At 69.3% G+C, this 23,850-nt stretch carries 21 protein-coding genes and 1 tRNA gene; 14 read left to right on the top strand and 8 right to left on the bottom strand.

What is annotated here, in order from left to right; genetic code table 11:
* Positions 1-133 precede the first annotated feature (133 nt).
* From G401_RS42805 to G401_RS0101815, 8 genes are all read left to right on the top strand, one after another.
* Positions 134-2,143: an acyclic terpene utilization AtuA family protein gene (locus G401_RS42805; protein ID WP_169734129.1), complete on the top strand. Its 2,010-nt coding sequence runs from the start codon at positions 134-136 to the stop codon at positions 2,141-2,143.
* Positions 2,140-3,720 carry an acyl-CoA carboxylase subunit beta gene (locus G401_RS0101845; RefSeq protein ID WP_034590400.1) on the top strand — a complete coding sequence of 527 codons (1,581 nt, stop codon included), beginning with the start codon at positions 2,140-2,142 and terminating at the stop codon, positions 3,718-3,720. Before G401_RS42805 ends, G401_RS0101845 begins: the two co-directional genes overlap by 4 nt.
* Before the next feature lie 5 nt (positions 3,721-3,725).
* Positions 3,726-5,726 carry an acetyl/propionyl/methylcrotonyl-CoA carboxylase subunit alpha gene (locus G401_RS42800; protein WP_051366005.1) on the top strand — a complete coding sequence of 667 codons (2,001 nt, stop codon included), beginning with the start codon at positions 3,726-3,728 and terminating at the stop codon, positions 5,724-5,726.
* Complete coding sequence (locus tag G401_RS0101835; RefSeq protein WP_027341160.1) at positions 5,723-6,880, top strand: acyl-CoA dehydrogenase family protein; 1,158 nt, start codon at positions 5,723-5,725, stop codon at positions 6,878-6,880. The genes G401_RS42800 and G401_RS0101835 overlap by 4 nt, the downstream gene beginning before the upstream one ends.
* A 10-nt stretch (positions 6,881-6,890) precedes the next feature.
* Entirely contained in the window at positions 6,891-7,502 is a 612-nt protein-coding gene (locus tag G401_RS0101830; protein WP_027341159.1) for a TetR/AcrR family transcriptional regulator, read from the top strand.
* A 21-nt stretch (positions 7,503-7,523) separates the two neighbouring features.
* Positions 7,524-8,147 carry a hypothetical protein gene (locus G401_RS42795; protein WP_051366004.1) on the top strand — a complete coding sequence of 208 codons (624 nt, stop codon included), beginning with the start codon at positions 7,524-7,526 and terminating at the stop codon, positions 8,145-8,147.
* Positions 8,148-8,296: 149 nt separating this feature from the next.
* On the top strand, positions 8,297-8,476 hold the full coding sequence (locus G401_RS0101820; RefSeq protein WP_027341158.1) for a hypothetical protein: 180 nt from the start codon (positions 8,297-8,299) through the stop codon (positions 8,474-8,476).
* Between the two features lie 50 nt (positions 8,477-8,526).
* A complete protein-coding gene (locus G401_RS0101815) occupies positions 8,527-9,702 on the top strand; it encodes a cytochrome P450 (protein WP_034590399.1) in 1,176 nt (391 codons plus the stop codon).
* Between the two features lie 231 nt (positions 9,703-9,933).
* On the opposite strand, the gene G401_RS42790 is transcribed toward G401_RS0101815, so the two are convergent.
* The 3 genes from G401_RS42790 to G401_RS0101800 form a co-directional block, all read right to left on the bottom strand.
* Positions 9,934-10,890, bottom strand: coding sequence for an acyl-CoA dehydrogenase family protein (locus G401_RS42790; RefSeq protein WP_051366003.1), 957 nt, complete (start codon positions 10,888-10,890; stop codon positions 9,934-9,936).
* A gap of 129 nt (positions 10,891-11,019) precedes the next feature.
* Positions 11,020-11,448: an MmcQ/YjbR family DNA-binding protein gene (locus tag G401_RS42785; RefSeq protein WP_064741652.1), complete on the bottom strand. Its 429-nt coding sequence runs from the start codon at positions 11,446-11,448 to the stop codon at positions 11,020-11,022.
* Complete coding sequence (locus tag G401_RS0101800) at positions 11,445-11,942, bottom strand: metallophosphoesterase family protein (protein WP_027341156.1); 498 nt, start codon at positions 11,940-11,942, stop codon at positions 11,445-11,447. Before G401_RS0101800 ends, G401_RS42785 begins: the two co-directional genes overlap by 4 nt.
* Positions 11,943-12,618: 676 nt before the next feature.
* On the opposite strand from G401_RS0101800, the gene G401_RS0101795 reads away from it, so the two are divergent.
* The 3 genes from G401_RS0101795 (at position 12,619) to G401_RS0101785 (ending at position 14,616) form a co-directional block, all read left to right on the top strand.
* On the top strand, positions 12,619-12,816 hold the full coding sequence (locus G401_RS0101795) for a hypothetical protein (RefSeq protein ID WP_027341155.1): 198 nt from the start codon (positions 12,619-12,621) through the stop codon (positions 12,814-12,816).
* A 157-nt stretch (positions 12,817-12,973) separates the two neighbouring features.
* Positions 12,974-13,456, top strand: a complete 483-nt coding sequence (locus G401_RS0101790; protein ID WP_027341154.1) for a cation:proton antiporter regulatory subunit — start codon at positions 12,974-12,976, stop codon at positions 13,454-13,456.
* Positions 13,456-14,616, top strand: a complete 1,161-nt coding sequence (locus tag G401_RS0101785; protein ID WP_027341153.1) for a cation:proton antiporter — start codon at positions 13,456-13,458, stop codon at positions 14,614-14,616. The genes G401_RS0101790 and G401_RS0101785 overlap by 1 nt, the downstream gene beginning before the upstream one ends.
* 13 nt (positions 14,617-14,629) lie before the next feature.
* Here G401_RS0101785 and G401_RS0101780 read toward each other — a convergent pair whose 3' ends face one another.
* The gene (locus G401_RS0101780; protein ID WP_157545205.1) at positions 14,630-16,021 is read right to left on the bottom strand and encodes a hypothetical protein; all 1,392 of its coding nucleotides are present in this window, start codon (positions 16,019-16,021) and stop codon (positions 14,630-14,632) included.
* A gap of 270 nt (positions 16,022-16,291) precedes the next feature.
* Complete coding sequence (locus tag G401_RS0101775) at positions 16,292-16,870, bottom strand: TIGR03086 family metal-binding protein (protein ID WP_027341151.1); 579 nt, start codon at positions 16,868-16,870, stop codon at positions 16,292-16,294.
* A 180-nt stretch (positions 16,871-17,050) separates the two neighbouring features.
* On the opposite strand from G401_RS0101775, the gene G401_RS0101770 reads away from it, so the two are divergent.
* Positions 17,051-17,124, top strand: a tRNA-Ile gene (locus tag G401_RS0101770).
* On the opposite strand, the gene G401_RS54395 is transcribed toward G401_RS0101770, so the two are convergent.
* The 3 genes from G401_RS54395 to G401_RS0101750 all read right to left on the bottom strand — a co-directional run bounded on the left by G401_RS54395 (position 17,084) and on the right by G401_RS0101750 (position 21,248).
* A complete protein-coding gene (locus G401_RS54395) occupies positions 17,084-18,643 on the bottom strand; it encodes a recombinase family protein (protein ID WP_084556738.1) in 1,560 nt (519 codons plus the stop codon). The two genes, G401_RS0101770 and G401_RS54395, sit on opposite strands and share 41 nt — an antisense overlap.
* Before the next feature lie 517 nt (positions 18,644-19,160).
* The gene (locus G401_RS0101760; RefSeq protein ID WP_027341149.1) at positions 19,161-20,039 is read right to left on the bottom strand and encodes a replication-relaxation family protein; all 879 of its coding nucleotides are present in this window, start codon (positions 20,037-20,039) and stop codon (positions 19,161-19,163) included.
* 510 nt (positions 20,040-20,549) lie between these two features.
* Positions 20,550-21,248, bottom strand: a complete 699-nt coding sequence (locus G401_RS0101750; RefSeq protein ID WP_157545202.1) for a hypothetical protein — start codon at positions 21,246-21,248, stop codon at positions 20,550-20,552.
* A 382-nt stretch (positions 21,249-21,630) separates the two neighbouring features.
* Here G401_RS0101750 and G401_RS0101745 point away from each other — a divergent pair, with 382 nt between their 5' ends.
* Together G401_RS0101745 and G401_RS54385 are read left to right on the top strand one after the other, a co-directional pair.
* On the top strand, positions 21,631-23,163 hold the full coding sequence (locus tag G401_RS0101745) for a helix-turn-helix transcriptional regulator (protein ID WP_169734128.1): 1,533 nt from the start codon (positions 21,631-21,633) through the stop codon (positions 23,161-23,163).
* Positions 23,160-23,705, top strand: coding sequence for a flavoprotein (locus G401_RS54385; RefSeq protein WP_084556702.1), 546 nt, complete (start codon positions 23,160-23,162; stop codon positions 23,703-23,705). Before G401_RS0101745 ends, G401_RS54385 begins: the two co-directional genes overlap by 4 nt.
* Positions 23,706-23,850: the final 145 nt, after the last annotated feature.

The raw sequence follows: 23,850 nt of genomic DNA, 5'->3' as shown, positions 1-23,850 counted from the left end.
CATATGTGCATCACATGATCATGAAGGCATCGAGCCCGCAAACCTTTGGAGTCGAAAATAAAGCAAGCACACTTGACTTTTTCTGACCGCCGCGTGACCGTGGAGGCATGTCGGGACGGTGCGGAGGGGTGGCATGACGCTGCGGATCGCGAACGCCTCGGGCTTCTACGGCGACCGGTTCTCGGCCGTCCGCGAGATGCTGACCGGCGGCCCGCTCGACGTGCTCACCGGCGACTACCTCGCCGAGCTCACCATGCTCATCCTCGGCCGCGACCGCCTCAAGGACCCCGCCACCGGGTACGCGAAGACGTTCCTGCGCCAGATGGAGGAGACGCTCGGGCTGGCGGTGGACAAGGGCGTCGCCGTCGTCACCAACGCGGGCGGCCTGAACCCGGCCGGACTGGCCGAGCGCCTCACCGAACTGGCCCGGCGCCTCGGTGTCGAGGTACGCGTCGCCGTGGTCGCCGGCGACGACCTCATGGGCGCCGATCTCGGGGTGCAGCGGGCGCTGACCGCGAACGCGTACCTGGGCGGGTGGGGGATCGCCGAAGCGCTGCGGGCGGGCGCGCAGGTCGTCATCGCCGGGCGGGTCGCCGACGCCTCGCTGGTCACCGGACCCGCGGCGGCTCATTACGGCTGGGCCCGCGACGACTTCGACGCGCTGGCCGGCGCGGTCGCGGCCGGGCACGTCATCGAGTGCGGTACGCAGGCCACCGGCGGCAACTACAGCTTCTTCCCGGCGACCATGGGCCTGCCCGGCTTCCCGATCGCGGAGATCGAGGCCGACGGGTCGAGCGTCATCACCAAGCATCCCGGCACCGGCGGCCTCGTCGACGTGGGAACCGTGACCGCCCAGCTGCTCTACGAGGTCGGCGGCCCGCGTTACCTGCATCCCGACGCGACCCTGCGCCTCGACACCGTACGCGTCGCCCCGGCCGGACCGGACCGCGTCGCGCTGACCGGAGTCCGGGGCGAGCCGCCGCCCCCGACCCTCAAGGCCGGCGTCACCGTGCTCGGCGGCTACCGCAACGACGCCACGTTCATCCTCACCGGGCTCGACATCCCGGCCAAGGCGGCCCTGGTCCGATCGCAGCTCGCCGACTCGCTGCGCGTACCGCCGGGGGAGATCGTGTGGACGCTGGCGCGTACGGACCACGCGGACGCGTCCACACAGGAGGAAGCGAGCGCCCTGCTGCACGTGACGGTCAAGGACGCGGACCCGGCGGTGGTGGGACGCTCGTTCTCCGGCGCGGCGGTGGAGCTGGCGCTCGCCGGCTATCCCGGGTTCACGATGACCTCGCCCCCCGGCGACGGTACGCCCTTCGGCGTGTTCCGGTCGGTGCTCGTCGACCCGGAGCTGGTCCGCCAGACGGTCACCCTCCCCGACGGCACCACCCTCGACATCCCCCACACCCCTCCCCAAGATCCCGCTCCCGGGAGCCTCCAAGATCCCGTCCCCGGGCGCGAGAGCCGCTCCCAAGATCCCGTTTGGATCAGGGATCCGCACGTAATCATGGGCCAAGATTCGGGTGATTTCCCTGATCCAAACGGGATCTTGGGGAAGCCCGCGGGGGCAGCGGGGTTGGACACCGCAGGTGGCGGTGGGACGCGGCGGGTGCCGTTGGGGGTTCTCGTCGGGGCGCGGTCGGGCGACAAGGGTGGTTCCGCGAACATCGGCGTGTGGGCCCGGTCCGACGACGCCTTCGCCTGGCTCGTGGCCTTCCTGACCACCGACCGCCTCCGGGACCTGCTGCCGGAGACGGCGGAGCTGCCGATCGAACGGCACGAACTGCCCCACCTGCGCGCCGTCAACTTCGTCGTCGACGGCCTGCTGGGCGAGGGCGTGTCCGCCGGTACGCGGTTCGATCCGCAGGGCAAGGGCCTCGGCGAATGGCTCCGCAGCCGGTACGCCGACATCCCCGCCCATCTCCTCCCCGAACCGACCGCGACATCGGCCGACCCGGCGACATCGGCCGACCCGGCGACATCGGTTGACACCGAGCCATCGGTTGACACCGAGCCATCGGCTGACACCGAGCCATCGGCCGACATCGAGCCATCGGCCGACACCGAGCCATCGGCCGACACCGAGCCATCGGCCGACACCGAGCCATCGGGCGCCGCGACCGGGGAGACGTCATGAAGTCCACTGTGGATGCCGGTAGCCGCGAGTTCGCCGAGAACCGGGAGGCGATGCTCGCCAAGCTGGCGGAGCTGGACGCCGAGCACGCCAAGGCGCTCGCCGGCGGCGGTCCCAAGTACGTCGACCGCCACCGCAAGCGCGGCAAGCTGCTTGCCCGGGAGCGGATCGAACTCCTCCTCGACGAGGACGCTCCTTTCCTGGAGCTGTCCCCGCTGGCCGCTTACGGGAGCGACTATCCGGTCGGGGCCAGTGTCGTCACGGGGATCGGCGTCGTCTCGGACACCGAATGCGTGATCATCGCCAACGACCCGACCGTACGCGGCGGCGCCTCCAACCCGTGGACGCTCAGGAAGACGTTGCGCGCCTTGGAGATCGCCCGCCAGAACCGGCTGCCCGTGCTGAATCTCGTCGAGTCCGGCGGTGCCGACCTGCAGAACCAGAAGGAGATCTTCATCCCCGGCGGCCAGGTCTTCCGCGATCTCACCCGGCTGAGCGCGGCCGGCGTACCGACGGTGGCGATCGTGTTCGGCAACTCGACCGCGGGCGGCGCGTACATCCCGGGGATGAGCGACCACGTCGTGATGATCGAGCAGCGGTCGCAGGTCTTCCTCGCCGGGCCGCCGCTGGTCAAGATGGCCACCGGCGAGGAGGCCGACGAGGAGGAACTCGGCGGCGCGCGGATGCACGCCCGCGTCTCCGGCCTCGCCGACCACTACGCGCGGGACGAGATCGAGGCGGTCGGCCTCGGCCGGCGGATCGTCCGGAGCCTGCGCTGGAAGAAGCAGGGCCCGACGCCCGGCCCGGTGACACCGCCGAAGCTGGCGGAAGAGGAGCTGCTCGGCATCGTGCCGCCCGATCTCAGGACGCCCTTCGATCCCCGGGAGGTCATCGCCCGGGTCGTCGACGGCTCCGAGTTCGACGAATTCAAGCCCGAGTACGGCGGCAGTCTCGTCACCGGCTGGGCCACGGTGCACGGCTTCCCGGTCGGCATTCTGGCCAACGCCCGCGGGGTCCTGTTCAGCGCCGAGTCGCAGAAGGCCACGCAGTTCATCCAGTTGGCGAACCAGTCGCGTACGCCGCTGATCTTCCTGCACAACACGACGGGGTACATGGTCGGCACGGAATACGAGCAGGGCGGCATCATCAAGCACGGGGCCATGATGATCAACGCCGTCTCCAACAGCACCGTGCCGCACATCTCCGTCCTCATGGGAGCGTCGTACGGCGCCGGGCACTACGGGATGTGCGGTCGCGCGTACGAGCCGAGGTTCCTGTTCGCCTGGCCGAGCGCGAAGTCCGCCGTCATGGGCGGCGCGCAGCTGGCCGGGGTCCTGTCCCTGGTCAACAGGCAGGCCGCCGCGGCGACCGGGCGGCCGTTCGACGAGGACGCCGACGCCGTGGTCCGGGCGATGGTCGAGAACCAGATCGAGGCCGAATCGCTGCCCATGGTGCTCTCGGGAATGCTCTACGACGACGGCGTCATCGACCCGCGGGACACCCGCACCGTCCTCGGCCTCTGCCTCTCCGTCGTGATCTGCGAGAAGGCCGCCGGTCCCTACGGCGTCTTCAGGATGTGAGCCGCATGTTCTCCAGCATTCTCGTGGCCAACCGGGGCGAGATCGCGCGCCGCGTCTTTCACACCTGCCGCGCGCTCGGCATCACGACCGTGGCGGTCTACTCCGATCCCGACGCTCACGCTCTTCACGCTGCAGAAGCAGATCTGGGAGTACGCCTGCCGGGGCGCTCCGCTGCCGAGACCTATCTGCGGGCCGACCTGATCATCGAAGCCGCTCTGGCGGCGGGCGCCGAGGCGGTGCATCCCGGATACGGCTTCCTCTCAGAGAACGCGGAATTCGCCCAGGCCGTTCTCGACGCCGGGCTCGGCTGGATCGGGCCGTCCCCGGCGGCCATGTCGGCCATGGGGTCCAAGGTCCGGTCGAAGGAACTGATGGCCGGGGCCGGCGTACCCGTGCTGGGGGTGGTGGAAAGCCCTGGCGAGGCGGACCTGCCACTGCTGATCAAGGCCTCGGCCGGCGGCGGTGGCCGGGGCATGCGCGTGGTGGAGCGGCTCGCGGACCTGCCGGAGCAGCTCGCGGCGGCGCGGGCCGAGGCGCTCGCGGCGTTCGGCGACGAGACGGTGTTCTGCGAGCCCTACCTGCCCACGGGTCGGCACGTCGAGGTGCAGGTCCTGGCGGACCGGCACGGTACGGTGTGGACGGTCGGCGAGCGGGACTGCTCCGTGCAGCGGCGGCACCAGAAGGTGATCGAGGAGACGCCGGCCCCGACCGTCGGCGAACCCCTGCGGCAGCGCCTGTACGCGGCCGCGCGCCAGGCGGCGCAGGCGATCGGCTACGAGGGCGCGGGCACGGTCGAGTTCCTGGTCGGACCGGACGGCCGCTTCTTCTTCCTGGAGATGAACACGAGGCTGCAGGTCGAGCATCCGGTGACCGAGGCGGTGACCGGTCTCGACCTGGTACGCCTCCAGCTGGAGATCGCCCGGGGCGACCGCCTGCCGCCGAGCCCGCCGGATCCCCGGGGCCATGCCGTCGAGGCCCGCCTGTACGCCGAGGACCCCGCTCACGACTACCGGCCGCACACCGGTGTCCTGCAAGCGTTCGACATCCCCGGGATCGTCTCGCGCTTCGAGTCCGGTGGCGCGCCGCGCGGGTTGCGGCTCGATTCCGGCGTGACGGCGGGCGACGAGATCGGTGTGCACTACGACCCGATGCTGGCGAAGGTCGTGGCCTGGGCGCCCACGCGCGACGAGGCCGTGTCGGCGCTCGCGGGCGCGCTGTCGCGGGCCCGGATCCACGGCGTCGTCACCAACCTCGACCAGCTCGTACGCGTCCTGCGCGACCCCGTTTTCCGGTCGGGCGGCGCGGATACGGGCTTCCTCGCCACCTTCCCCTCAGCGCCGGCCGATCCGGACTGCGTCCGGCTGTCGGCGGTCGCCGCCGCTCTCGCGGACGCCGTCGGCTCCCGGCGCACGGCCGTCCTCGGCGGCCTCCCGAACGGCTGGCGCAACCTGCCTTCCATGCCGCGCCGCCGGAGCTTCACAACCGACGATTCCACTGTGGATGTCCACTACCGCTTCTCCCGCGACGGTGTGGCGGTCGTCGACGGCCCCGTCGTCGGGACCGTGTCGGCCGACCGGGTGGAACTGTTCCGTGACCGCGTACGCCATGCCTTTGCCGTCGCGCGCTACGACGATGCGACCTATGTGGACTCCGCCCTCGGCTCGGTACGCCTCGTCCCGGTCGACCGGTTCCCGAAAAGCGGCCCGGCGGGACCCGGCGGTTCGCTGGTGGCGCCCATGCCCGGCACGGTCGTCCGGGTCGCGGTCGCGGTGGGCGACACCGTCGCGGCCGGGCAGCCCCTGCTGTGGCTGGAGGCGATGAAGATGCAGCACCAGCTGCCCGCCCCGGCGGCCGGTGTGATCGCCGAGCTGCGGGCGAAAGCCGGCGACCAGGTCGAGCCGGGGACGGTCCTCGTAGTGCTGGAACAAGTGGGGCTGGAACAAGTAGTGCTGGAACAAGTGGCAGACGAACACGTGGTGCGAGAACGGGAACAGGAGACGGCATGAGTTTCGTCGAGTCCGAGGAGCGGCGCGCGCTGCGGCAGGCCGTCGCCGCCTTCGGCGCCAAGTACGGCCACGATTACTACGTCGCCCGGGCGAAGGCGGGGGAGAAGACCACCGACCTCTGGCGCGACGCGGGCCGCCTGGGCTACCTGGGCGTGCACGTGCCGGAGGAGTACGGCGGCGGGGGCGGCGGCATCGGCGACCTCGCGGCGGTCTGCGAGGAGCTCGGCGCCTGCGGCAGCCCGCTGCTGATGATGGTGGTCTCCCCGGCGATCTGCGCGACCGTGATCGCCCGCTTCGGCACGCCGGAACAGAAGCAGCGCTGGCTGCCCGGCCTCGCCGACGGTACGCGCGTCTTCGCGTTCGGGATCACCGAACCGGACGCCGGATCGAACTCGCACAAGCTGACCACGACCGCCCGGCGCGACGGGGACGGCTGGATCCTGTCCGGCCGCAAGACCTACATCTCCGGCGTGGACGAGGCCGAGGCCGTGCTGGTCGTCGGGCGTACGGCGGACGAGCGTACGGGGCGGTTGAAGCCGGTGCTCCTGGTCGTGCCGACCGACGCGCCCGGCTTCACCGCGACTGCGATCGACACCGAGCTCGTCTCGCCCGAGCGGCAGTTCGCCCTGTTCTTCGACGACGTCCGGCTACCCGGGGACGCCCTCGTCGGCAGCGAGGACGCCGGTCTGGCGCAGCTCTTCGCGGGGCTCAACCCCGAACGGATCATGGCTTCGGCGTACGCGCTGGGCATGGCCCGGTACGCGCTCGGCAAAGCGGTCGACTACGCGAAGACCCGGACGGTGTGGGACGCGCCGATCGGGGCGCACCAGGCGGTCGCCCATCCGCTGGCCGCCTGCCACATCGAGATCGAGCTGGCCCGGCTGATGACCGCGCGGGCCGCGTACCTCTACGACTCCGGGGACGACCAGGGGGCCGGGGAAGCCGCCAACATGGCCAAGTACGCCGCCGGCGAGGCCTGCGTACGCGCGGTCGACCAGGCGGTCCAGACGCACGGCGGCAACGGGCTCGCCACGGAGTACGGGTTGGCGACCCTGCTCGTGGCGTCGAGGCTGGGCCGGATCGCGCCCGTCAGCCGTGAGATGATCCTGAACTTCGTCGCCCAGAACACGCTTGGGCTGCCACGGTCCTATTGAGGGGGATGCGTTGACGTCCGCGAGTGTCCGCGAGCCCCGGCAGGATCGCAGCCGGGCGACCCGGCAGCGGCTGCTGGACGCCTCGGTGGCGTGCATGGCCGAACTGGGCTGGTCGGGTGCGACGGTCGCCCTCGTCGCCGAGCGGGCCGGCGTGTCCCGGGGCGCCGCCCAGCACCACTTCCCGACCCGGGAGGATCTCGTCACCGGCCTCGTCGAGCACATGAGCGAGGTACGCCAGGCCGAGATCGAGGCCGCGTCGGCGTCCCTGGCGGGCGGGGAACGGCGTACCGAGGCGGCGCTGACCGCCCTGGTCGGGCTGTACAACGGGCAGATCTTCCGGGCCGCGCTGCACCTGTGGGTCGCGGCCGCCGCCGACGAGGCCCTGCACGCCCGGGTCGCCCCGCTGGAGGCCCGGCTCGGCCGGCAGGCCCACCACATGGCCGTCGAGCTGTTGCGTGTGGACGAGAGCGTCCCCGGCGCCCGCGAGACCGTCCAGGCCACCCTGGACCTGGCCCGCGGTCTCGGGCTCGCCAACCTGCTCAGCGACGACACGGTCCGGCGTACGCGAGTCCTCCGGCAGTGGGCGCGGACCCTCGACGCGGTCCTGCCGCCCACGCGCTGACTCCGCCCGCACAATGGACAGGTGACCGATCTCTACGGACTGACTCCGGAGGAGTTCACCGCGGCCCGCACGGCCGCCGCACAGGAGGCGAAGGCGGCGGGGGACGCCGGGCGCGCCCGCGAGATCAGTGCGCTCCGCAAGCCGACCACCGTCGCCTGGCTCGTCAACCGCCTGGTCCGGGACCACCGCGACGAGGTCGACGAGCTGCTCGCGCTGGGCGACACGCTCCGGGAGGCGACGCGTACGCTCGACGGCGCCCAGCTGCGCGAGCTCGGCCGGCGGCAGCAGGAGCTCGTGGCCGGGCTGGTCCAGCGGGCGCGGGCGGTCCGGCCGGTCGGCGAGGACGCAGCCCGGCAGATCGCCGACACCCTCCAGGCCGCCATGGCCGATCCCGCCGCGGCCGCGGAACTGCGGGCCGGAATGCTCGTGAAACCGCTCGAACGCGGCGGCTTCCCGACGATCGAAGGCCAGGTCACGCGGGCGGTCCGGCCGGCTGTGCGTACGCCGGACAAGAAGGCGGTCGCGGACGCGGAGCGCAGGCGGGACCGGGCGCTGGAGCGGATCGAAGCCTTGCGGGCCGACCTGACCCGGGCCGAGGCCGAACTCGCGGCGGCCGAGGAGGCCCTGCGCGCGGCGCGGGCCTGATTTTCCGGCGATCCCGGTACGCCCGGCCCCGGCGTGCCTCATCCTGGAGCCGACGCCTCGACGAGTTCGGTACGCGGACCGGCGAAGGTCACATGTTCGTGGTCTTATCGCCCTACTGGACGGGCGACCGAGCGGCGTAAGGTCGAAACATGTCGGGAATCGTTCAAGATCAATATAAGCTGACCGAGCCGGCGACCCCCAAGGTCATCATCCGTGAGCCCATCGAGGCGCAGGTGCGCCGGGTCCCGGAGAAGCCGGCGGTGGAAAGGCCCGTTCCGGAGCGGCGGGTGGTGCCGGGCAAGTCCCTGACACAACTGCTGCGGGGCTGATCGTCTGTTCGACGGGTGACGCCGTCGCGGCGGCGCCCTATGCTCGCGCGATGACGGAGATCGTGAGCGCGCGGAAGATCGATCGCGGTGACACCACGGCGTCCTGCCCGGTCGAGCGGGACGCCGACGGCGTGTGGCGCGTACGCGGCTTCGCCGCCGGGCGAGCCCTGCTGCGCAGCAACGACACGAAGCAGGCCGGTCTCGGTGTCGAGACGGTCGAGAAGCTGCCCGCGAAGATCCGCCGCCCGGTGCTCTACCGGGACGGGCCCGAGCACCGCGAGCACCGCCGCCAGACGGCCAAGTACTTCACGCCGCGCCAGGTCGACGAGAACTACCGCGACCTCATGCACGCCGTGGCCGACCGGGAGATCGCCCTGCTCGTCCGCGACCGCGCGGCCGTCCTGTCCGACCTCAGCTTCCGCCTGGCGGTCGACGTCGCCAAGCAGGTCATCGGCCTCACCGACAGCAAGCCCGGCACCGACCGGCGGCTGGAGCGCTTCTTCCCGGAGAAGTTCGGCAAGCCCGGCTTCGACAGCCTCAACGGGATCTACTGGTTCTTCCGGCAGAACCTCGCGTACCTGGCCATCTATCTCGGCGACGTACGCCCGGCCGCGCGTACGCGCCGCAAGAGCCGCCGCGACGACCTGATCTCGCACCTGCTGGACGAGGGCTGCAACGACGGCGAGCTCCTCGGCGAGTGCCTCACGTTCGCGGCCGCCGGAATGGTGACCACCCGCGAGTTCATCAACGTGGCGGCCTGGCACCTCTTCGACGACGAGACCCTCCGCGCCCGGTACGCGGTCGCCGGCGAACCCGAGCGCCTGGCCATCCTCTACGAGATCCTGCGCCTCGAACCGGTGGTGGGGAACCTGTTGCGGCGTACGACGGCACCGGTCGAACTGCCCGACGGAACCGTGATCCCCGCCGGTGATCTTGTGGACGTGGTCGTCTCGGTGACCAATCTGGACCCGGCGGTCATGGGCGAACGGGCGCTGGAGGTCTGCCCGGCCCGGCCGCTGCGGGACGGGGCGCCCGCGCAAGGGTTGTCCTTCGGCGACGGGCCACACAAATGCCCCGGTGCGCACATCGCGATCCAGGAGACCGACATCTTCCTGTCGAAGCTGTTCGCGCTGGACGGGCTGCGGATGTCACGCGGGCCGCGGGTGACCGTCAAGCCGGAGATCTCCGGCTACGAACTCCGCGACCTGCACCTCACCCTCCCCTGAAGCCCCGGCCGCCGCCCTCCCGGGACACCCCGGGCCACCGCCCTCCCCGGCGCCCCGGCCGCCGCCCTCCCCGGGTCCCCGCCGGCTACTGCTGACGATCTTGCGCGAATGTACCGGCCTTTCGGGCATTTGCCGCGAAATTCGAGACATTCGCGCAAGATCGTCGCTGCTGGGGCGCTGTTGGGCGCTGGCGGGTGCTGCTGGGCGCTGGCGGGTGCTGGCGGAGCGCTGTCAGAAGAGCGTGCCTGCGATCTCCTCCAGGCAGTCCGCGTCGCTCGGCCCGTACTCCCGCAGCCACAACGCCCGCCGGTACCAGTGGTGCACCGGATGCTCGTCTGACGCCGGCGGCTCCAGCACCCGCAGCGCCTTCTCGCACGTCGTCACCGCCGCGTGCCGGGCGGCCGGCGTCGCCATGGCCACCGCGATCCGCGCGAGGTCCGAGTCGTGTTCGTCCAGAAGCCAAGCCGCCTTGTACGCGAGCGAACGCGCGATCTCGATCAGCACATGGCAGTCCGCCATGCCGGCCGCCACTTCGGACAGATCATCGGCGAACCCCGCGGCCGGCCGGCCGAACTGCGAGCGCACCCTCGCGTACGCGACCGCGAAGTCACAGGCGCGCCGGGCGACCCCGACGGCCTCGGCGGCCAGCACCGCCTGCGACCGGAGCGCGAAGGAGTCGTCCATCAGCGGACGCTCCCATGCGGGCACGTCGGTGCAGGACAGGTCCGCCCCGGCCCGCAGCGGGTCGACGCCCGCGACCGCGGTGACCGTGCACGCCGACGGCGCGATCTGGAACGTACGCCCCTCGGCCGACACCAGGAACGCGGTCGCCGTCAACGCGTCGGGTACGCCGGCCGCCGTCCCCGTGACCAGCCAGCCCCCGTGCGACCGGGCCTTCGCCGAGAAACCGCCGTGCGCCATCGCGATCGGCCCGTCCGGCGGCTCCGGCAACGCCAGCGCGCTCCACCACGGGGTGGGCAGGAGGGCGTACCCGCATTCCTCGGCGAGCAGCGCCCGCTCCACCATGCCCGCCTCGAACCAGCCGAGCCCCGCCAGCGTGTGCCAGGCCGCGATGTCGGACCCGGCCGAAGCCACCTGCGTTATCCGCTCCGGCGGATAATGGTCGGCGAGGTAACGTCGGGCCACCTCGCGCAGCTCGTGCTGGTCGGCGGTCAGGCTGAAATCCACGGGCTCTCCAGGGCGGCGGGGTCCGATTCTCGCGCCAGTATGCCGTTTCGCACCGGCCGCTGGGTCACAGCTTGTCACCATAGGCGTAGATGCGTGGATGGCGCCGCATCGGCGTACCCCGAATGGGCGTTAATCGATGATCTCAGCGGCGGCGTCGGACTCCCGCGCGTCGAACTCCTTCGCGCCGAACTCCTTCGCGTCGAACTCCTTTGCCATGCGCTTCGGCACCTGGCAGCGCCAGCCCTCGACGAGCAACTCCCAGAGCTCGGCCTCGTCCACCCGGTCTAGCCGCACCAGAACGGCGGGGAACCCGCGGTAGTGGTCGGTGGTGAAGAACTTGTCCGGGTCCGCGGCGAGCAGCGACTCCTTGTCCGCCGCCGTGCACCGGATCGCCAGCACCCCGATCACCGGCTCCTTCGGAGCACGGGGTTCCGGTCGCTCCGTGAAGGTCCAGGCGAAGCCCTTCCCGCGTACGCTCAGCCCGACCCGCTCGGGATCGCCGCCCTCGACCGCCTCCGGCAGGCGTACGCCCAGCCGCCGCACGTCCTCAGCGTTCATCGCTCGATCCTATGCAGTGCCACCGACTCGATCCGGCCACCGGCGAGGTCCATCGTCAGGAACGTCGCGTACGCCTGCCGCCGCCGGTCGGTCGGCGAACCCGGATTGAGCAGCCGCAGCCCGCCCGGCGTGGTCGAATCCCACGGGATGTGCGAATGTCCGAAGACGAGCAGATCCGCATCGGGAAACCGCAGGTCGCACCGCTTCTCCCGGCCTTCCTTGGCGCCGGTCTCGTGCACGACCGCCACGCGTACGCCGGCCAGCTCGGCCCGGGCGATCTCCGGCAACCGCAGCCGCAGTTCGGGGCCGTCGTTGTTCCCGTACACGCCGACCAGCCTCGGCGTACGCGCCTCGATCGCGCCGAGCGCCGCCGCGTCGACCCAGTCGCCGGCGTGCACCGTGACGTCGGCGTCGTCGATCGCCGCCCACACCACCGCCGGCAGATCCCGAGCCCGCTTGGGCAGATGCGTATCCGCGATCACCACAACCCGCACCCCCCCATCCTCCCCCAGCAACACTCCCACCCCGGTGCTCCCATCCCATGATCCCGTTTGGATCGCCTCCCTGCCGGAGAAGGTGATCGTTTACGGGCGAGGTGCGAAAACGGCCGACGACTGCATGATCATTTACGGTTCCGGGGTGCGTGGACGGCTCCTGGTTGCACCAGGCGCGTAAACGATCATGCAAGGTGGGCTGGAAATGACACCTCAGCCGTAAATGATCAAGAAAACGGCGGCCACGGTCCACCTGCCGGAAGATCTGTCCCACAGCGCGGGCAACCGGCGGAGGCGGAGGGGCTCGGGCGTGATCCACGGCGGCTGAGATGTAGAAATCCAGCCCCCATCCAAGATCCAAAGCGCTACTGATGTAGAAAAACCCTCCCCTATCAACATCCCTGCCGCAAACGATCGAGGGACAGGCCCGAAAACTACATCCCACCCGCCGACGATCACCCGGCCTGCTGGCAGCCAAGCCCCCATATCGGGCAACCCTCCCGGGCGCTTTTCCCCTGCTTCATGATCGGCGCACTGATCATGAGAGGTGCACGATATTTCTGTTCCAAACCAGATCATGGACCGGCCGACCGAGGCCGAGCGAGCGACCACTATGGACAGATGGTTGAAGGAGGGAGACGCGGGGTATGACCGTCGGGTCATAAGGAGGAATGGAATGCGCATCGGAGCCGTAGTCGTCGTCATCTGGCTTGTCATCGGAGCCATCGCCGCCGGCCAGCGTGGATATTTCAACAGCAGCGACACGAACTGCGCGAAGGCCGGCAACACGATCGTCACGGTGATCGCCGGCCCGTTGAACTACGTGGGCGTCAACCCGAAGATCGAATGCACCACGCCCACCCCCTCGAAGTAAGGCCCCTCGAAGTAAGCCCGCTCAAAGTAAGGCCGCTCGAAGTAAGGCCCAAAGCAAGCCACAACCGCCCGACCCACCCGGTACGCGTAGACTGTGGCCATTGCTCCAGCTTCACCGGCTGGGGCAATGGCCATCTTCGGACTGGGAGGAGCCGGCCGTGGACGTGGAGCGTACCGCCCTGCCCGGAGTGGGCCTGCGCCACGATTTCCGGACCGCCCGCGGGCAGCGCGCGGCGGTCATCTCGCATCACGGCGGGCGTCGTGATCTCGTCGTCTACGACCCGCACGATCCCGACAGCGCCGTCGCGTCGCTGATGCTGACGCCGGACGAGGCCAACGGGGTCGCCGAGCTGCTGGGTACCTCGCGGATCGTCGAGCGGCTCGCCGAGTTGCAGCAGCAGGTCACCGGTCTGGTGACCGTGCAGGTGGCCATCGCGGCCGGTTCGCCTTACGACGGCCGGACGCTGGGCGACACCCAGGCGCGTACGCGTACAGGAGCCTCGATCGTGGCCGTGCTGCGCGGCCCGGAGGTGGTGACGAGCCCGCGACCGGACTTCGGTTTCCGGGCGGGTGACGTCGTCGTGGCGGTCGGCACGTCCGACGGTACGCAGGGCGTGGCCGATCTGCTCGGGGCAGGCTGATGCACGAAGCGAGCGTGCTGGTCGAGCTCGGTGCGGTGATCCTGGGGCTGGGCCTGCTCGCGGCCGTGAGCTGGCGGTGGAGCATCTCGCCGATCCCGTTGTACCTGCTCGCGGGCCTGGCGTTCGGGCACGGCGGCATCCTGCCGCTGACGACGAGCGAGGAGTTCACGGCGACCGGCGCGGAGATCGGCGTGATCCTGCTGCTGTTCACGCTGGGTCTGGAGTACACGGCGCCGGAGCTGGTCGGCACGCTGCGTACGAACTGGCTGGGCGGCCTGGTTGACCTGGTCCTGAACGCGGCGCCGGGCGTGATCGCCGCGCTGCTGCTGGGCTGGGGGCCGGTCGCGGCGGTCGCGCTGGGCGGCATCACCTACGTGACCTCGTCGGGCATCACCGCGAAGGTCGTCTCCGACCTCGGCTGGCTGGGCAACCGTGAGACGCCGATCGTGCTCTCGCTGCTGGTCTTCGAAGACCTGACGATGGCCGTCTACCTGCCCATTCTCACCGCCCTGCTGGCCGGCGCGAGCCTGCTGCTGGGCGCGGTCACGCTCGGCATCGCCGCGGCCACCATCACGGTGATCCTGATCGTGGCACTGCGGTTCGGCCACCTGGTCGAGCGGTTCGTCGCCTCGCCCAGCGAGGAAGTGCTGCTGCTCAAGGTGCTCGGCCTGACCGTGCTGGTCGCGGGAATCGCGCAGAAGCTGCAGGTCTCGGCCGCCGTCGGCGCCTTCCTGGTCGGCATCGCGCTGTCCGGCCCGCTCGCGCACACCGCGCGCCAGCTGCTGCTGCCGCTGCGGGACCTGTTCGCGGCCGTCTTCTTCGTCTTCTTCGGCCTGCACACCAACCCCCAGGCACTGCCGCCGGTCGCGGGCGCCGCGCTCCTGCTCGCGCTCGCGGGCGTGCTGACCAAGATGGCCACCGGCTGGTGGGCCGCCCGCCGCGCGGGCATCGGGCGCCCCGGCCGGTTGCGCGCCGGCGCCGCGCTGCTGCCGCGCGGCGAGTTCAACATCGTCATCGCCGGTCTCGCGGTCGCCGCCGGCACCGCGCCCCAGCTGGGTCCCCTGGCGGCGGCCTACGTGCTGATCCTCGCCGTCGCCGGTCCCGTCGCCGCGCGTCTCGTCGCTATCCTGGCAGTACGCGTACAGCGGCAGTCCGCATAGGACAGTCCTCGGCTCAGGACGGCAGTTCGCCGAAGCTGCGTTTCACCGAGTTCTCGATACCGTCCCAGAAGTCGGCGGGATAGCTCGCGGGCGGCACGAAGTGCCTGCGCAGCGGCCCTGTATTGGAGACGAGATCGTGCAGCGTCTGATACAGCGCGACCGAGACCCCGTACTGGGCGGCCACCCCCTGCGGCAGGTCCTCGGACCAGCGGTACACGTCCTGCGCGCTGCCGAAATAGGGCGTCTCGAACCAGCCGCCCGCCTCCTTGATCTCCCGCCCGTGCACCCCGAGGTACGCGATCGCGGCCGGATGCTCGTCCCGCAGCCGCCACAGCCGCTGCTGCGCCCAGGCGATGTACGCCTGGTAGTCCGCGTCCAGCGAACCGGGCTTGACGCTGCCGAACACGAACGGCGCGGCGAGATCGTAGTGCGGGGACCGCCCGGCGAACACCCCGGCGCCGTTGGTACGCGGCAGCCCGGCGGCGTCGCGTACGTGTTCGAGATAGATGCGCAGTTCCTCGTCGTCCGGTACGCGACTGAGCACGCCGACCTTCTTCACCCCGTTGCAGGCCCGGGCGAAGCGCAGCGGGGGATAGATGTCGCGCCACTGCAGCGTCTTGGCCTCCTCGTTGGTGAGGAACGGCGGCACCGGCGGGTTGACCGCGAAGTCGATGAGGGCCAGCGTCGTCACGAGCGCCGGGACGAGATGGTCCTGGCTCAATTCGAGAGCCTTGGCGAGCGCCCGGAGCGGCGCGCCGGCCGACCCCTGCAGATGCGCCGGATCCCCCTGCTCGATCCCCAGGTACGCGTCGATCGCGGCGGCGCACTCCCACAGCAGCCGCGTGGTGACCCGTTCGCCGGCGAGCATGACGTAGCCCATCGTCGAGCCGTCGCCGAGCCCGGTCTTCTCCAGCCCGTCCCGCTCGCCGAACAGCCGGTTCGCCCACACCGAGACCGCCGAGAACGCCGACCCGACGGCCTCCGGCACGTCCCAGTCGAACCCGTCGGCCTGCTGCGAATCCAGCAGTACGCCCCGGGCCACCCGCAGATCCAGCCACGCCTGCCGGGCCCCGAGGAACTCCCGGGACTGGATCGGTGCCGCCGCGCCGGCCGAGAAGATCGGCTGCCCGTTCGCGCGGTGCCGCATCAGGATCGTCTTCTCGCCCTCGGTCAACTGCCCGAGATCCGCGTACGCGACCCGCTCCGCGGCGTATTTCATCAACGAGAGGGCGACGCCGATCGTGGAGCCGTGGAAGCGTACCCAATAGGCGTTGGCCACCGGTGCCGCCGGTGGTGCGGCGAGGAAGTACGTCCCCAGGTCGAACCGGCCCGTGCCGGCGATTCCGGCCAGTGTGCCGTTGTCGTTCAGGTCCATCGGCGACGACTCTTCCTCCTCATGGGACATCCACGATGCTCAAGGAGTCTGCCGGTCACAGTACGCCGACAAGAGTCCGCCGTGGGGCCGGGGGAGTGCACCGTTCGGCTGAATTCCGCCCGCTCAAATTCCCCTGATCCCGCAGGAAGCCGCCGCGCTCCGCGGGCGGAACCCCCCTGATCCCGTTTGGATCAGGGAAATCACCCGAATCATGGCCCATGATTACGTGGCGATCCCTGATCCAAACGGGATCAGGGGTCGGGTGCGGCCGAGTCCGCACCCGAGCCGCGGGCGGCCGGCTCAGGCCTGCCACTCCGGGCGGCGGCCCAGGAAGAGCAGCAATTCCGCCGCGGCCCCGGCGGCCGGCGCGTCGATCGCGGCCTTGAAGGCGCCCCACCCCCGCAGCGGCTCGACCAGCTCCCTGGCGACCGGCAGCAGCTCCGCCGCCATATCATCGTCCAGCGGCGACGCCTGCCCGGTCGCGACCGCGATGTCCCACGCGTGCACAGCCGCGTCCATCGCCGCCGCCCCGGCCGCCATCTCCGCGCTCATCGCATGCGGCGGAATCGGCGTCGGCACATCCGCCTGCCCGGCACTCAACGTCGCGAACGCCGCCGCCGACCGCCCGATAGCCTCCTCGATCAGGGCCGCGGGCTCGCCCTCGATGTGCCCCGAAGGCGTGAACGGATTCTCCGCCGGCCCGGCCCCACCCGTGATCGCCGCCGCGTACGCGATCTGGTCGCCGGCCGCGTGCTGCAGAACCTGCGCCACCGTCCACTGATCGCACGGCGACCCGACACCCCAGTCGCGTACGCCGGAAGTCGCACTGCGCAGTGCGTCGTGAGCCCGGTCGAGAATGCTGAAGCCGCTGGTGGTCATGGGTGTCTCCCTTGCTCGCGGTGCTGTTCAACCTGCAGAACGGAACGTTCCATTCCACTATAGCGCGGGCACCCGAGGGTGTAAAGCGCGGCAGCGACGGGATGGCGGGTGAAATCGGCGCGACAGTCCGGCTACGCTAGGCGCACGCGAGCCCCCGGGCGTACCCGGAGGCGCTGTGCCGGGGCGGTAGCTCAGCCGGTCAGAGCAGGGGACTCATAATCCCTCGGTCGCGGGTTCGAGCCCCGCCCGCCCCACAACCTGGCCCCCTGTGCGAAATTCATAGGGGACCATGAATGTAGGGATCAGATCCCGACCGTCGATCTTGATCTCGGCGACGTGCGCCTCGATGATCGCCTTCTTCGCTCCGTTCTCCCCATGCTCCAGCACGTGAGCCAGCTCCGCTCGGGTTTGAGCGATGTCTTCCGGGCGTACGCGTGCCTGGTCGTACTGTACGAGAGCTGTCAGTTCGTCTCGGCGTACCGTGAGCTGGTCGATCTTGATATGAAGATCGCGGATGCGGTGGCCGCAGGTGCGCTCGTCGAGGGCGCCGGTTTCGAACGCGGCGAGGTAGCGGTCGACGGCGGTCTCGGCGGCGGCGATCTGGCCGGAGATGCCGGCCAGCTCCTCGCGCTGCTTGGCCGTGTCCTGGGCGCGGACCGCCCACTCGGCCTCGACGACGTCGATGATCAGATCGGTGTCGGCCAGCAGGTCGAGAAGCGCTCGGTTGACCGCTTGCTCCAGGAGGTCGGCGTCGATGCGGCTGGCGGTGCAGCCTGCGGTGCCGTAGCGGGCGCGGCTGAAGCAGGTGTAGTAGCGGTAGCGGCGGAGCTTGCCGGTCGCGGACGTGCCAACGTACCCGTGTCCGCATTCGGGACAGGTGATCAGGCCGGTGAGCTGGTAGTCGGAGTTCGCGGCGGCTCGCGATGAGTGCGGATCGGTCCGCTTGCTGAGGACGGCCTGACATCGGAGGAACAGATCCTCGTCGACAAGCGCCTCGTGCGCGTCGGGAACGACGACCTCCCGGAACCCGACCTCGCCCAGATAGAGCCGGTTGACGAGCATTCTGATCACGGTGTGCCCGGAGAACGGCTTGCCGTTCTTGGTACGCCTGCCCTGCGTGTTCAGCCGCTCGGCGATCGCCCGCGTGCCGAGGCCGACGCGCGCGTACAGCTCGAAGATCTCGCGAACCACCGGCGCCTCGTCGAGGTGGGGCAACAGGCGCTGTGTCGTGGGGTCGACGGTGTAGCCATAGGGGCGTGGGCCGTATGTCCACTCGCCCTTGGCCGCCTTGCGCTCCATGCCGCTGATGACGCGATCGATGATGACCTCGCGCTCGAACTCCGCGAAGGCTCCGAGCATCTGCACGAACAAGCGGCCGGCCGCGCTGGACGTGTCGAACGGTTCGGTGGCCGACCGGAAGTGCACGCCCGCGGCATCCAGCTCGTCCATGAGGTTCGCGAGGTCGGCGATGCGACGGCTGAACCGATCGAGGCGGTACACGAGCAGAAGATCGAATCGCCGGTCGCGGGCAGCTGTCAGAGCGTCACGCAGTCCCGGGCGGTCGAGCGTCGCGCCGGAGGCATCGTCGGTGTAGCTCGCGCTGATCTGCCAGCCCGGCTGACTCGCCACATACGCTTCCAACCGGTGGGTCTGCGCCTCGATCGAGTAGGGCTGGTGTTCGTCGTCGGTCGACCTCCGTGTGTATATCGCCACGCGGAGGAGGGACTCGGGTGTGATCGCGTCGCGGCGTCGGATGGGCTTCTTCTTGGCCATGTCTTCACGCTCCAGGGACGGCTCGGCTGCGACCGGAACTCGTCCAGCCGCAGCCGTGATCAGGGATGTCAGTCGTTGTCAGGTCGCTGCCGTGCCCGGTACGCGGCGAGGAGTGCAGCCCAGGCGCGTACCGCTCGTTGGTATTGCTCCGGGGTCATGGGGACGGTCTTCGGCGGTCCGAGAGTCCACCGCGGATCGTCTCTGCGGCGACGCGGGCCTTCGCCGGGCTGCCGGGTGGCGGACGGCTCGTGACGGCCATGTCGGTCGCGGGTGCCACGACGCGTGGGCTTCTTCTCCGGCTGGCCGAGGTCTTCGTTCGGCTCAGGTGCTGGCATGTAGCTCCTTGGCGATCAACCTGGGCAGGCCAGGTGCGGTTCGAGGCCATGGCGCTCCTTTCGCGGCCCGCTGACCGGGCCATTTGATGATCAAATACGGGTGGATGGGTACCTATAGATCGACCATCCATTTGCGACAAATGTCAAGCCGCGCCTGCTTCTCACCGGCGGGTCTCCACGTCTTATGAGCGGGTCTCTGTGTCGAACGCCGCCAGGTCGGCTGGAGTCGGCATGGGGAGCGCTGCGAGTCGCAGCAGCGTCGGCGCACCGCTCGCGAGTCGCCAGATCGCTTCTGCCGGCGTACGCCCGTCGAGGCGGTCCCGAGCCGCTGTCGCGATCGGGAAGCGCGTTGCTGTCTCCGCGAGCCGCCGGTGGAGGTGCTGCTCGCGAACCGTGGAGTGCAGCCAGAACAGCACTGGCCAGGCAGGTGCGCCTCGACGGTGGAATTCCGTGTATCGGCGTACCTTGTCGGCCAGCACGGTCAGAGCCTCGTACCCGGTGTCGTGTTCGAGGTAGAAGACGACCGTCTGTCGATCCTCGGTCCAGACACCGAGCGCGTCCGCCTGCGGATAACCGAACGCTGTCGTTCCCGGCGGTGTGAACCTCTCCAGTCGCGTGTCGGGCCACCAATGATGGAGCTGAGCGCCCTCCCTCTTGCGCTCGTAGCCGGCCAGGCCGGTGAAGAAGTCGTTGATCCCCAGCCGGTGGTCGAGGTTGCGACTCGTTGCGATGCGGTGCAGCCGTGCCGTTGAGTCAGCCCGTCGCGGCGGCGGCATACCTCGCGAAGCCGCAACCACAAGCTCGCCCACGTACGCGAGCGCGTAGTGGTACGGGTAGCTGCCGCCCTGGAGCCGGAACGGCCGGAACCGTTCGAGCAGACCGAGGCCGGTGAGCTGGGTGAGGCGTCGCTGCGCGTAGTTGAGCGTCGGGAACAGCGCGTTGGCGATCTGAAACGTCGTCAGTACTCGGTGATCGTGAAGCCAGCCGAGCAGCCGCCAATCGCGCTGCGTGAGCTGATGCTGGAGCCGTAGGACCGGATCGTGGGTGATGTGTTTGGTCATAGCCACCTTCGATTGGAGGAATTCCTTACCCCTGGGAGGGAGGAGACCCGTTGGGTCTTCTGCGTCCATCCGCAGCCGCCTGTCAGGCCGCTGACCTGGTCTGTCAGACGAAACGGGGCCGCTTGAGCGGGGCACTTTCCGGAGGGACGGTCTTGTCGACGACGATCGGCACACCGACACGGATCCCGGTACGCCGCAGGGCCGCCGCGTACACGCGACGGCCCTGGATTCACCGGGGTTCCGGGGTGGGATGATCCGTGGCCCGGACGACAGCTCCACAGCGTCGCGCGGGAGTGAGGGAGGGCCTCCTTGGACCGCTGATATCCGAGCGGTCGGCGCCTCGCCTGCCCGCGCCGCACTCCCGAGGCCGAGCAGCCGGCCAGCATGGCCGAGAAGAACAGCGTAGGTGCATCGCCCGCCGGCTGTGGAGCGATTATCGACGACCGTGGACGCTGCTGACCTCGGCTGTTAGATCGTGACAGGTCTTGTCAGGTGCCTCGCTCGCGTCTGTCAGTCGCCGCCGGTCGCCTTCGCCCTGCCGTTGCTCGGCGGACAGGATTCCCAGAGCCGCTGGAAACCGTCGGCGAAGGAGTCGAAAGGCTTCTCGTCTGTGGCGCGGGAAAGGAACAGGACCGGGCTGGCCGCCGTCTCCAGGCCGAGCCCGCCGGGGACGACCATCATCAAGCCATCCATGCGGATGATGGAGGTGCTGTGGACTCCGGGATGCGTACGGACCTCGGCGTTGGCTGGCATGTCGCGATGCGGTTGTACCAACTGCGGCGAGAGCAGGAGCCGAGGAGAATCGCCCGCTTGGAGGGTCAGTGAGGCGAGGTAATCCGGAATCAGCAGCCGGGCAAGCAGCCAGTTGCTGTCGGTGAGAACCCAGAGCCGGGACTTGGCAGCGAAGACCGTCTGCCGAAGGAAGGACGACGGAAGGTCGTCGGCGCGGAAGCGGAATTGCCAGCCCTGTCGTATGCCCTCCCGCTCCCAGGAAGACAGGTCCGACAGATGCGGCCAGAGCCAGAACAGTTCCACTCCCAGAAAGGCAGCTACGCGCTCGGCACGCCGTCGTCGAGGCGTACGCCCCTCGTAGACCCAGCGCTGAGCCGTCTTGGGATCGGCGTCGGCGACGTTCGCCAGATCCTCGTAGGTCACGCCAGCGGCGAGCATGCATTTCCGCAGCCGGACGTTGGTACGCGAGGTCAGCACGGCCGACTCCATTCCCACCGGAGAACGTCGAGCGTGTGCTGGAGATGTTCGGTGTCGGTCGACCAACGCGTGGATCTGAACCGGCCCAGAGCGATGGCGGTCGCGGCAAGCTCCGTCGCGGCCTCCGGAAGCGGGAAGGTCGGGGTCAAGCCGATCCGCCTCTTGGAGACTTCGTGCGGTGGTTCCGATGAAAATCCGTCGAGTTTGGAAAGGCGAGTCACACACGCCTCCTATCGTCAGTAACGATCTATCCGGACAAGCCTCGTCCGGAGGCGGTGTGAAGTCCCTGATCCATAGTGGTAGGAACGTCCGTCGCCATGATCTGCCAGGTAGGGGAACCAGAACAGCCAAACAGCGGTCGGACGGGAACCACATTGCGGGAATGGCGCAGAAATGGCGCATCGCCATTGCAACGCGCATTCTGATTTGGCTAAATGAATCCGTAGGAAATCGATGTCGCCCTACGGATGGGATCATGATGAGACGCCAGCGGCTCGCGCAGCGACGGAAGGCGGTCGGTCTCAGCCAGGAGCGGTTGGCGGAGCGTGTCGGAGTCGACCGTTCGACGGTGGTTCGTTGGGAGCGTGGGGATACCGGCCCGCAGCCGTGGCATCGTCCTCGCCTGGCGCAGGCGCTGGCGGTCTCGGTGGACGACCTAGCGGAGCTGCTCAACGACGCCCGCGACGACGCAGCCAGACTTCTTCAGGCCGGACGTCACATCTCTGGGGCCGAAGCCGAGCTGCTGGCCACGACGACACCCTCGGGTCAACGCCTGATCGTGCCTGATTCCCTTGTCCAGGAAGGGCATCCGTACGTCGCTCGGTCTGTTGAGCCGAGTTCGGCGTCCGATACCGCGGACGTGGAGGCGTCGGCCGATAGAGTTGCGGGCAGACTCTTCGATCGAGGTGACGACGTGCTTCGTAGAGATGTTCTCAGATACTCGGCGGCTGGTGCCGTCGCGACAGATCAGCTCGTGATGACCCTGCTGGCGCCTGGGCGCGACGGCGGCAACCTGGAACTCCCGACTCGGTCCGAGCTCTCACAGAGCGTCAGACGGGCCAAAGGCACCTACCAGGCTTGCCATTACGAGCAGGCGTTGGGCCACCTCGTCACGCTTTTGCCGCAAGTTGATGCCGCGTGCAGCTCAGCGTCGTTGGACGAGCGTGATGGGCTCCGTGCTCTCGCTGCAGAGGCCTATCACGTGGCCGGCAGCGTGTTCCTCAAGCTTGGCGACAATCCGATGGCGCTCGTCGCGGCGGAGCGCTGCGCGCAGAGCGCGGCTGCCAGCGGAGATCCGATCGCTGTGGCTGCGAGCGCTCGGCTGACAACGCACGCGCTCATGAGCAACGGGCGTTCGGCTACCGCCGTTGACTTCGCTCAAGGCGCGGGGGAGGCGTTGGAGGGTGCCACGGGCCTCGCCAGCGCCGAGTCTGTGGCAGTGTACGGGGCGCTGTTGCTTCGTGCAGCGATCGCGGCCGCTCGAACCGAGGACAGGGACACGGCTATAACGCTGCTCGATGAGGCGGAACGTGCGGCCCAGATGCTCGGCCATGATGGGAACGAGCGGTGGACCGGGTTTGGGCCTACGAACGTGCTGCAACACCGGATGGCTGTGGCGCTCTCGCTGGGCGACGCCGGAACGGCGATCCAGTACGCGCGGCAGTTGCCCCTTCAGGCGATCCGTCTGCCTGAGCGGAAGGCGCGGCTGTTCGTCGACGTTGCCCAGGCGTACGCGCAGTGGGGCAGGAGGGACAAGGCATTGGCTGCCCTACGTACGGCCTACCAGATCGCACCAGAAGAGATCCGAGCGCGATCCACAGTTCACCGGTTGGTGGGTGATCTCGCCGCGCTGTCCTACGGGAGTTCCCGGACAGAGGTTGCGGACTTCGCCAGGTCAACGGGGGTGCCGCTGTGACCGACGGGCATCTTCAAATCGTCGTCTGCGGAGCCGCGCCAGCGGCGGATGCCACCAAGCTTCTGAGGCTGGCGCAAGAGCGTAACTGGAGTGCTGCTGTTACTGCTACGCCCGCATCACTGGACTTCTTCGACTTAGCGCTGGCGGAGGAAATCTCCGGGCGTCCAGTGAAAACTAGCTACCAGGCTACGATATCAAATAGCCGGGCGACCGCAGCGGCGGATGCACTTATCATCGCACCCGCAACCTTCAACACCATAAACAAGATCGCAGCAGGAATCGCAGACAATTATGCATTGGCATCGGCTGCCGAACTGATTGGTAGAGGCGTGCCAACAGTGATCGTCCCGTTTGTGAACTCTGCTCTGGCAAGGCGGCCGCCGTTCGGCAACTCAATCGCTGCCCTGCAAGCTGAGGGAATCAGGGTGCTCACCGGTCCTATATATGGTTGGGAGCCGCATGTGCCGGGACGAGGCGCGGAACGGTTGCCCACGTTTCCTTGGGCTGAGGCGCTTCGACTCGCGACTGATCAGGTGGTCTGATCACGCTCTCCAGTTATCGCCGAGCAAATGCAGAATCGACTGATCCTAGCGTGACGCCGCGAGTCAGTGACTAGCAACCCCACCCCAGGTGGGACAGCAGCGATCTTGATGACGCTGCGCAATAGAATGGATACCATCTCATTGA

Source organism: Hamadaea tsunoensis DSM 44101 (genome assembly GCF_000428945.1).
Classification (GTDB): domain Bacteria; phylum Actinomycetota; class Actinomycetes; order Mycobacteriales; family Micromonosporaceae; genus Hamadaea; species Hamadaea tsunoensis.
The sequence above is the reverse complement of the archived record's forward strand: the minus strand, read 5'-3'. Positions and strand labels throughout refer to the sequence as shown.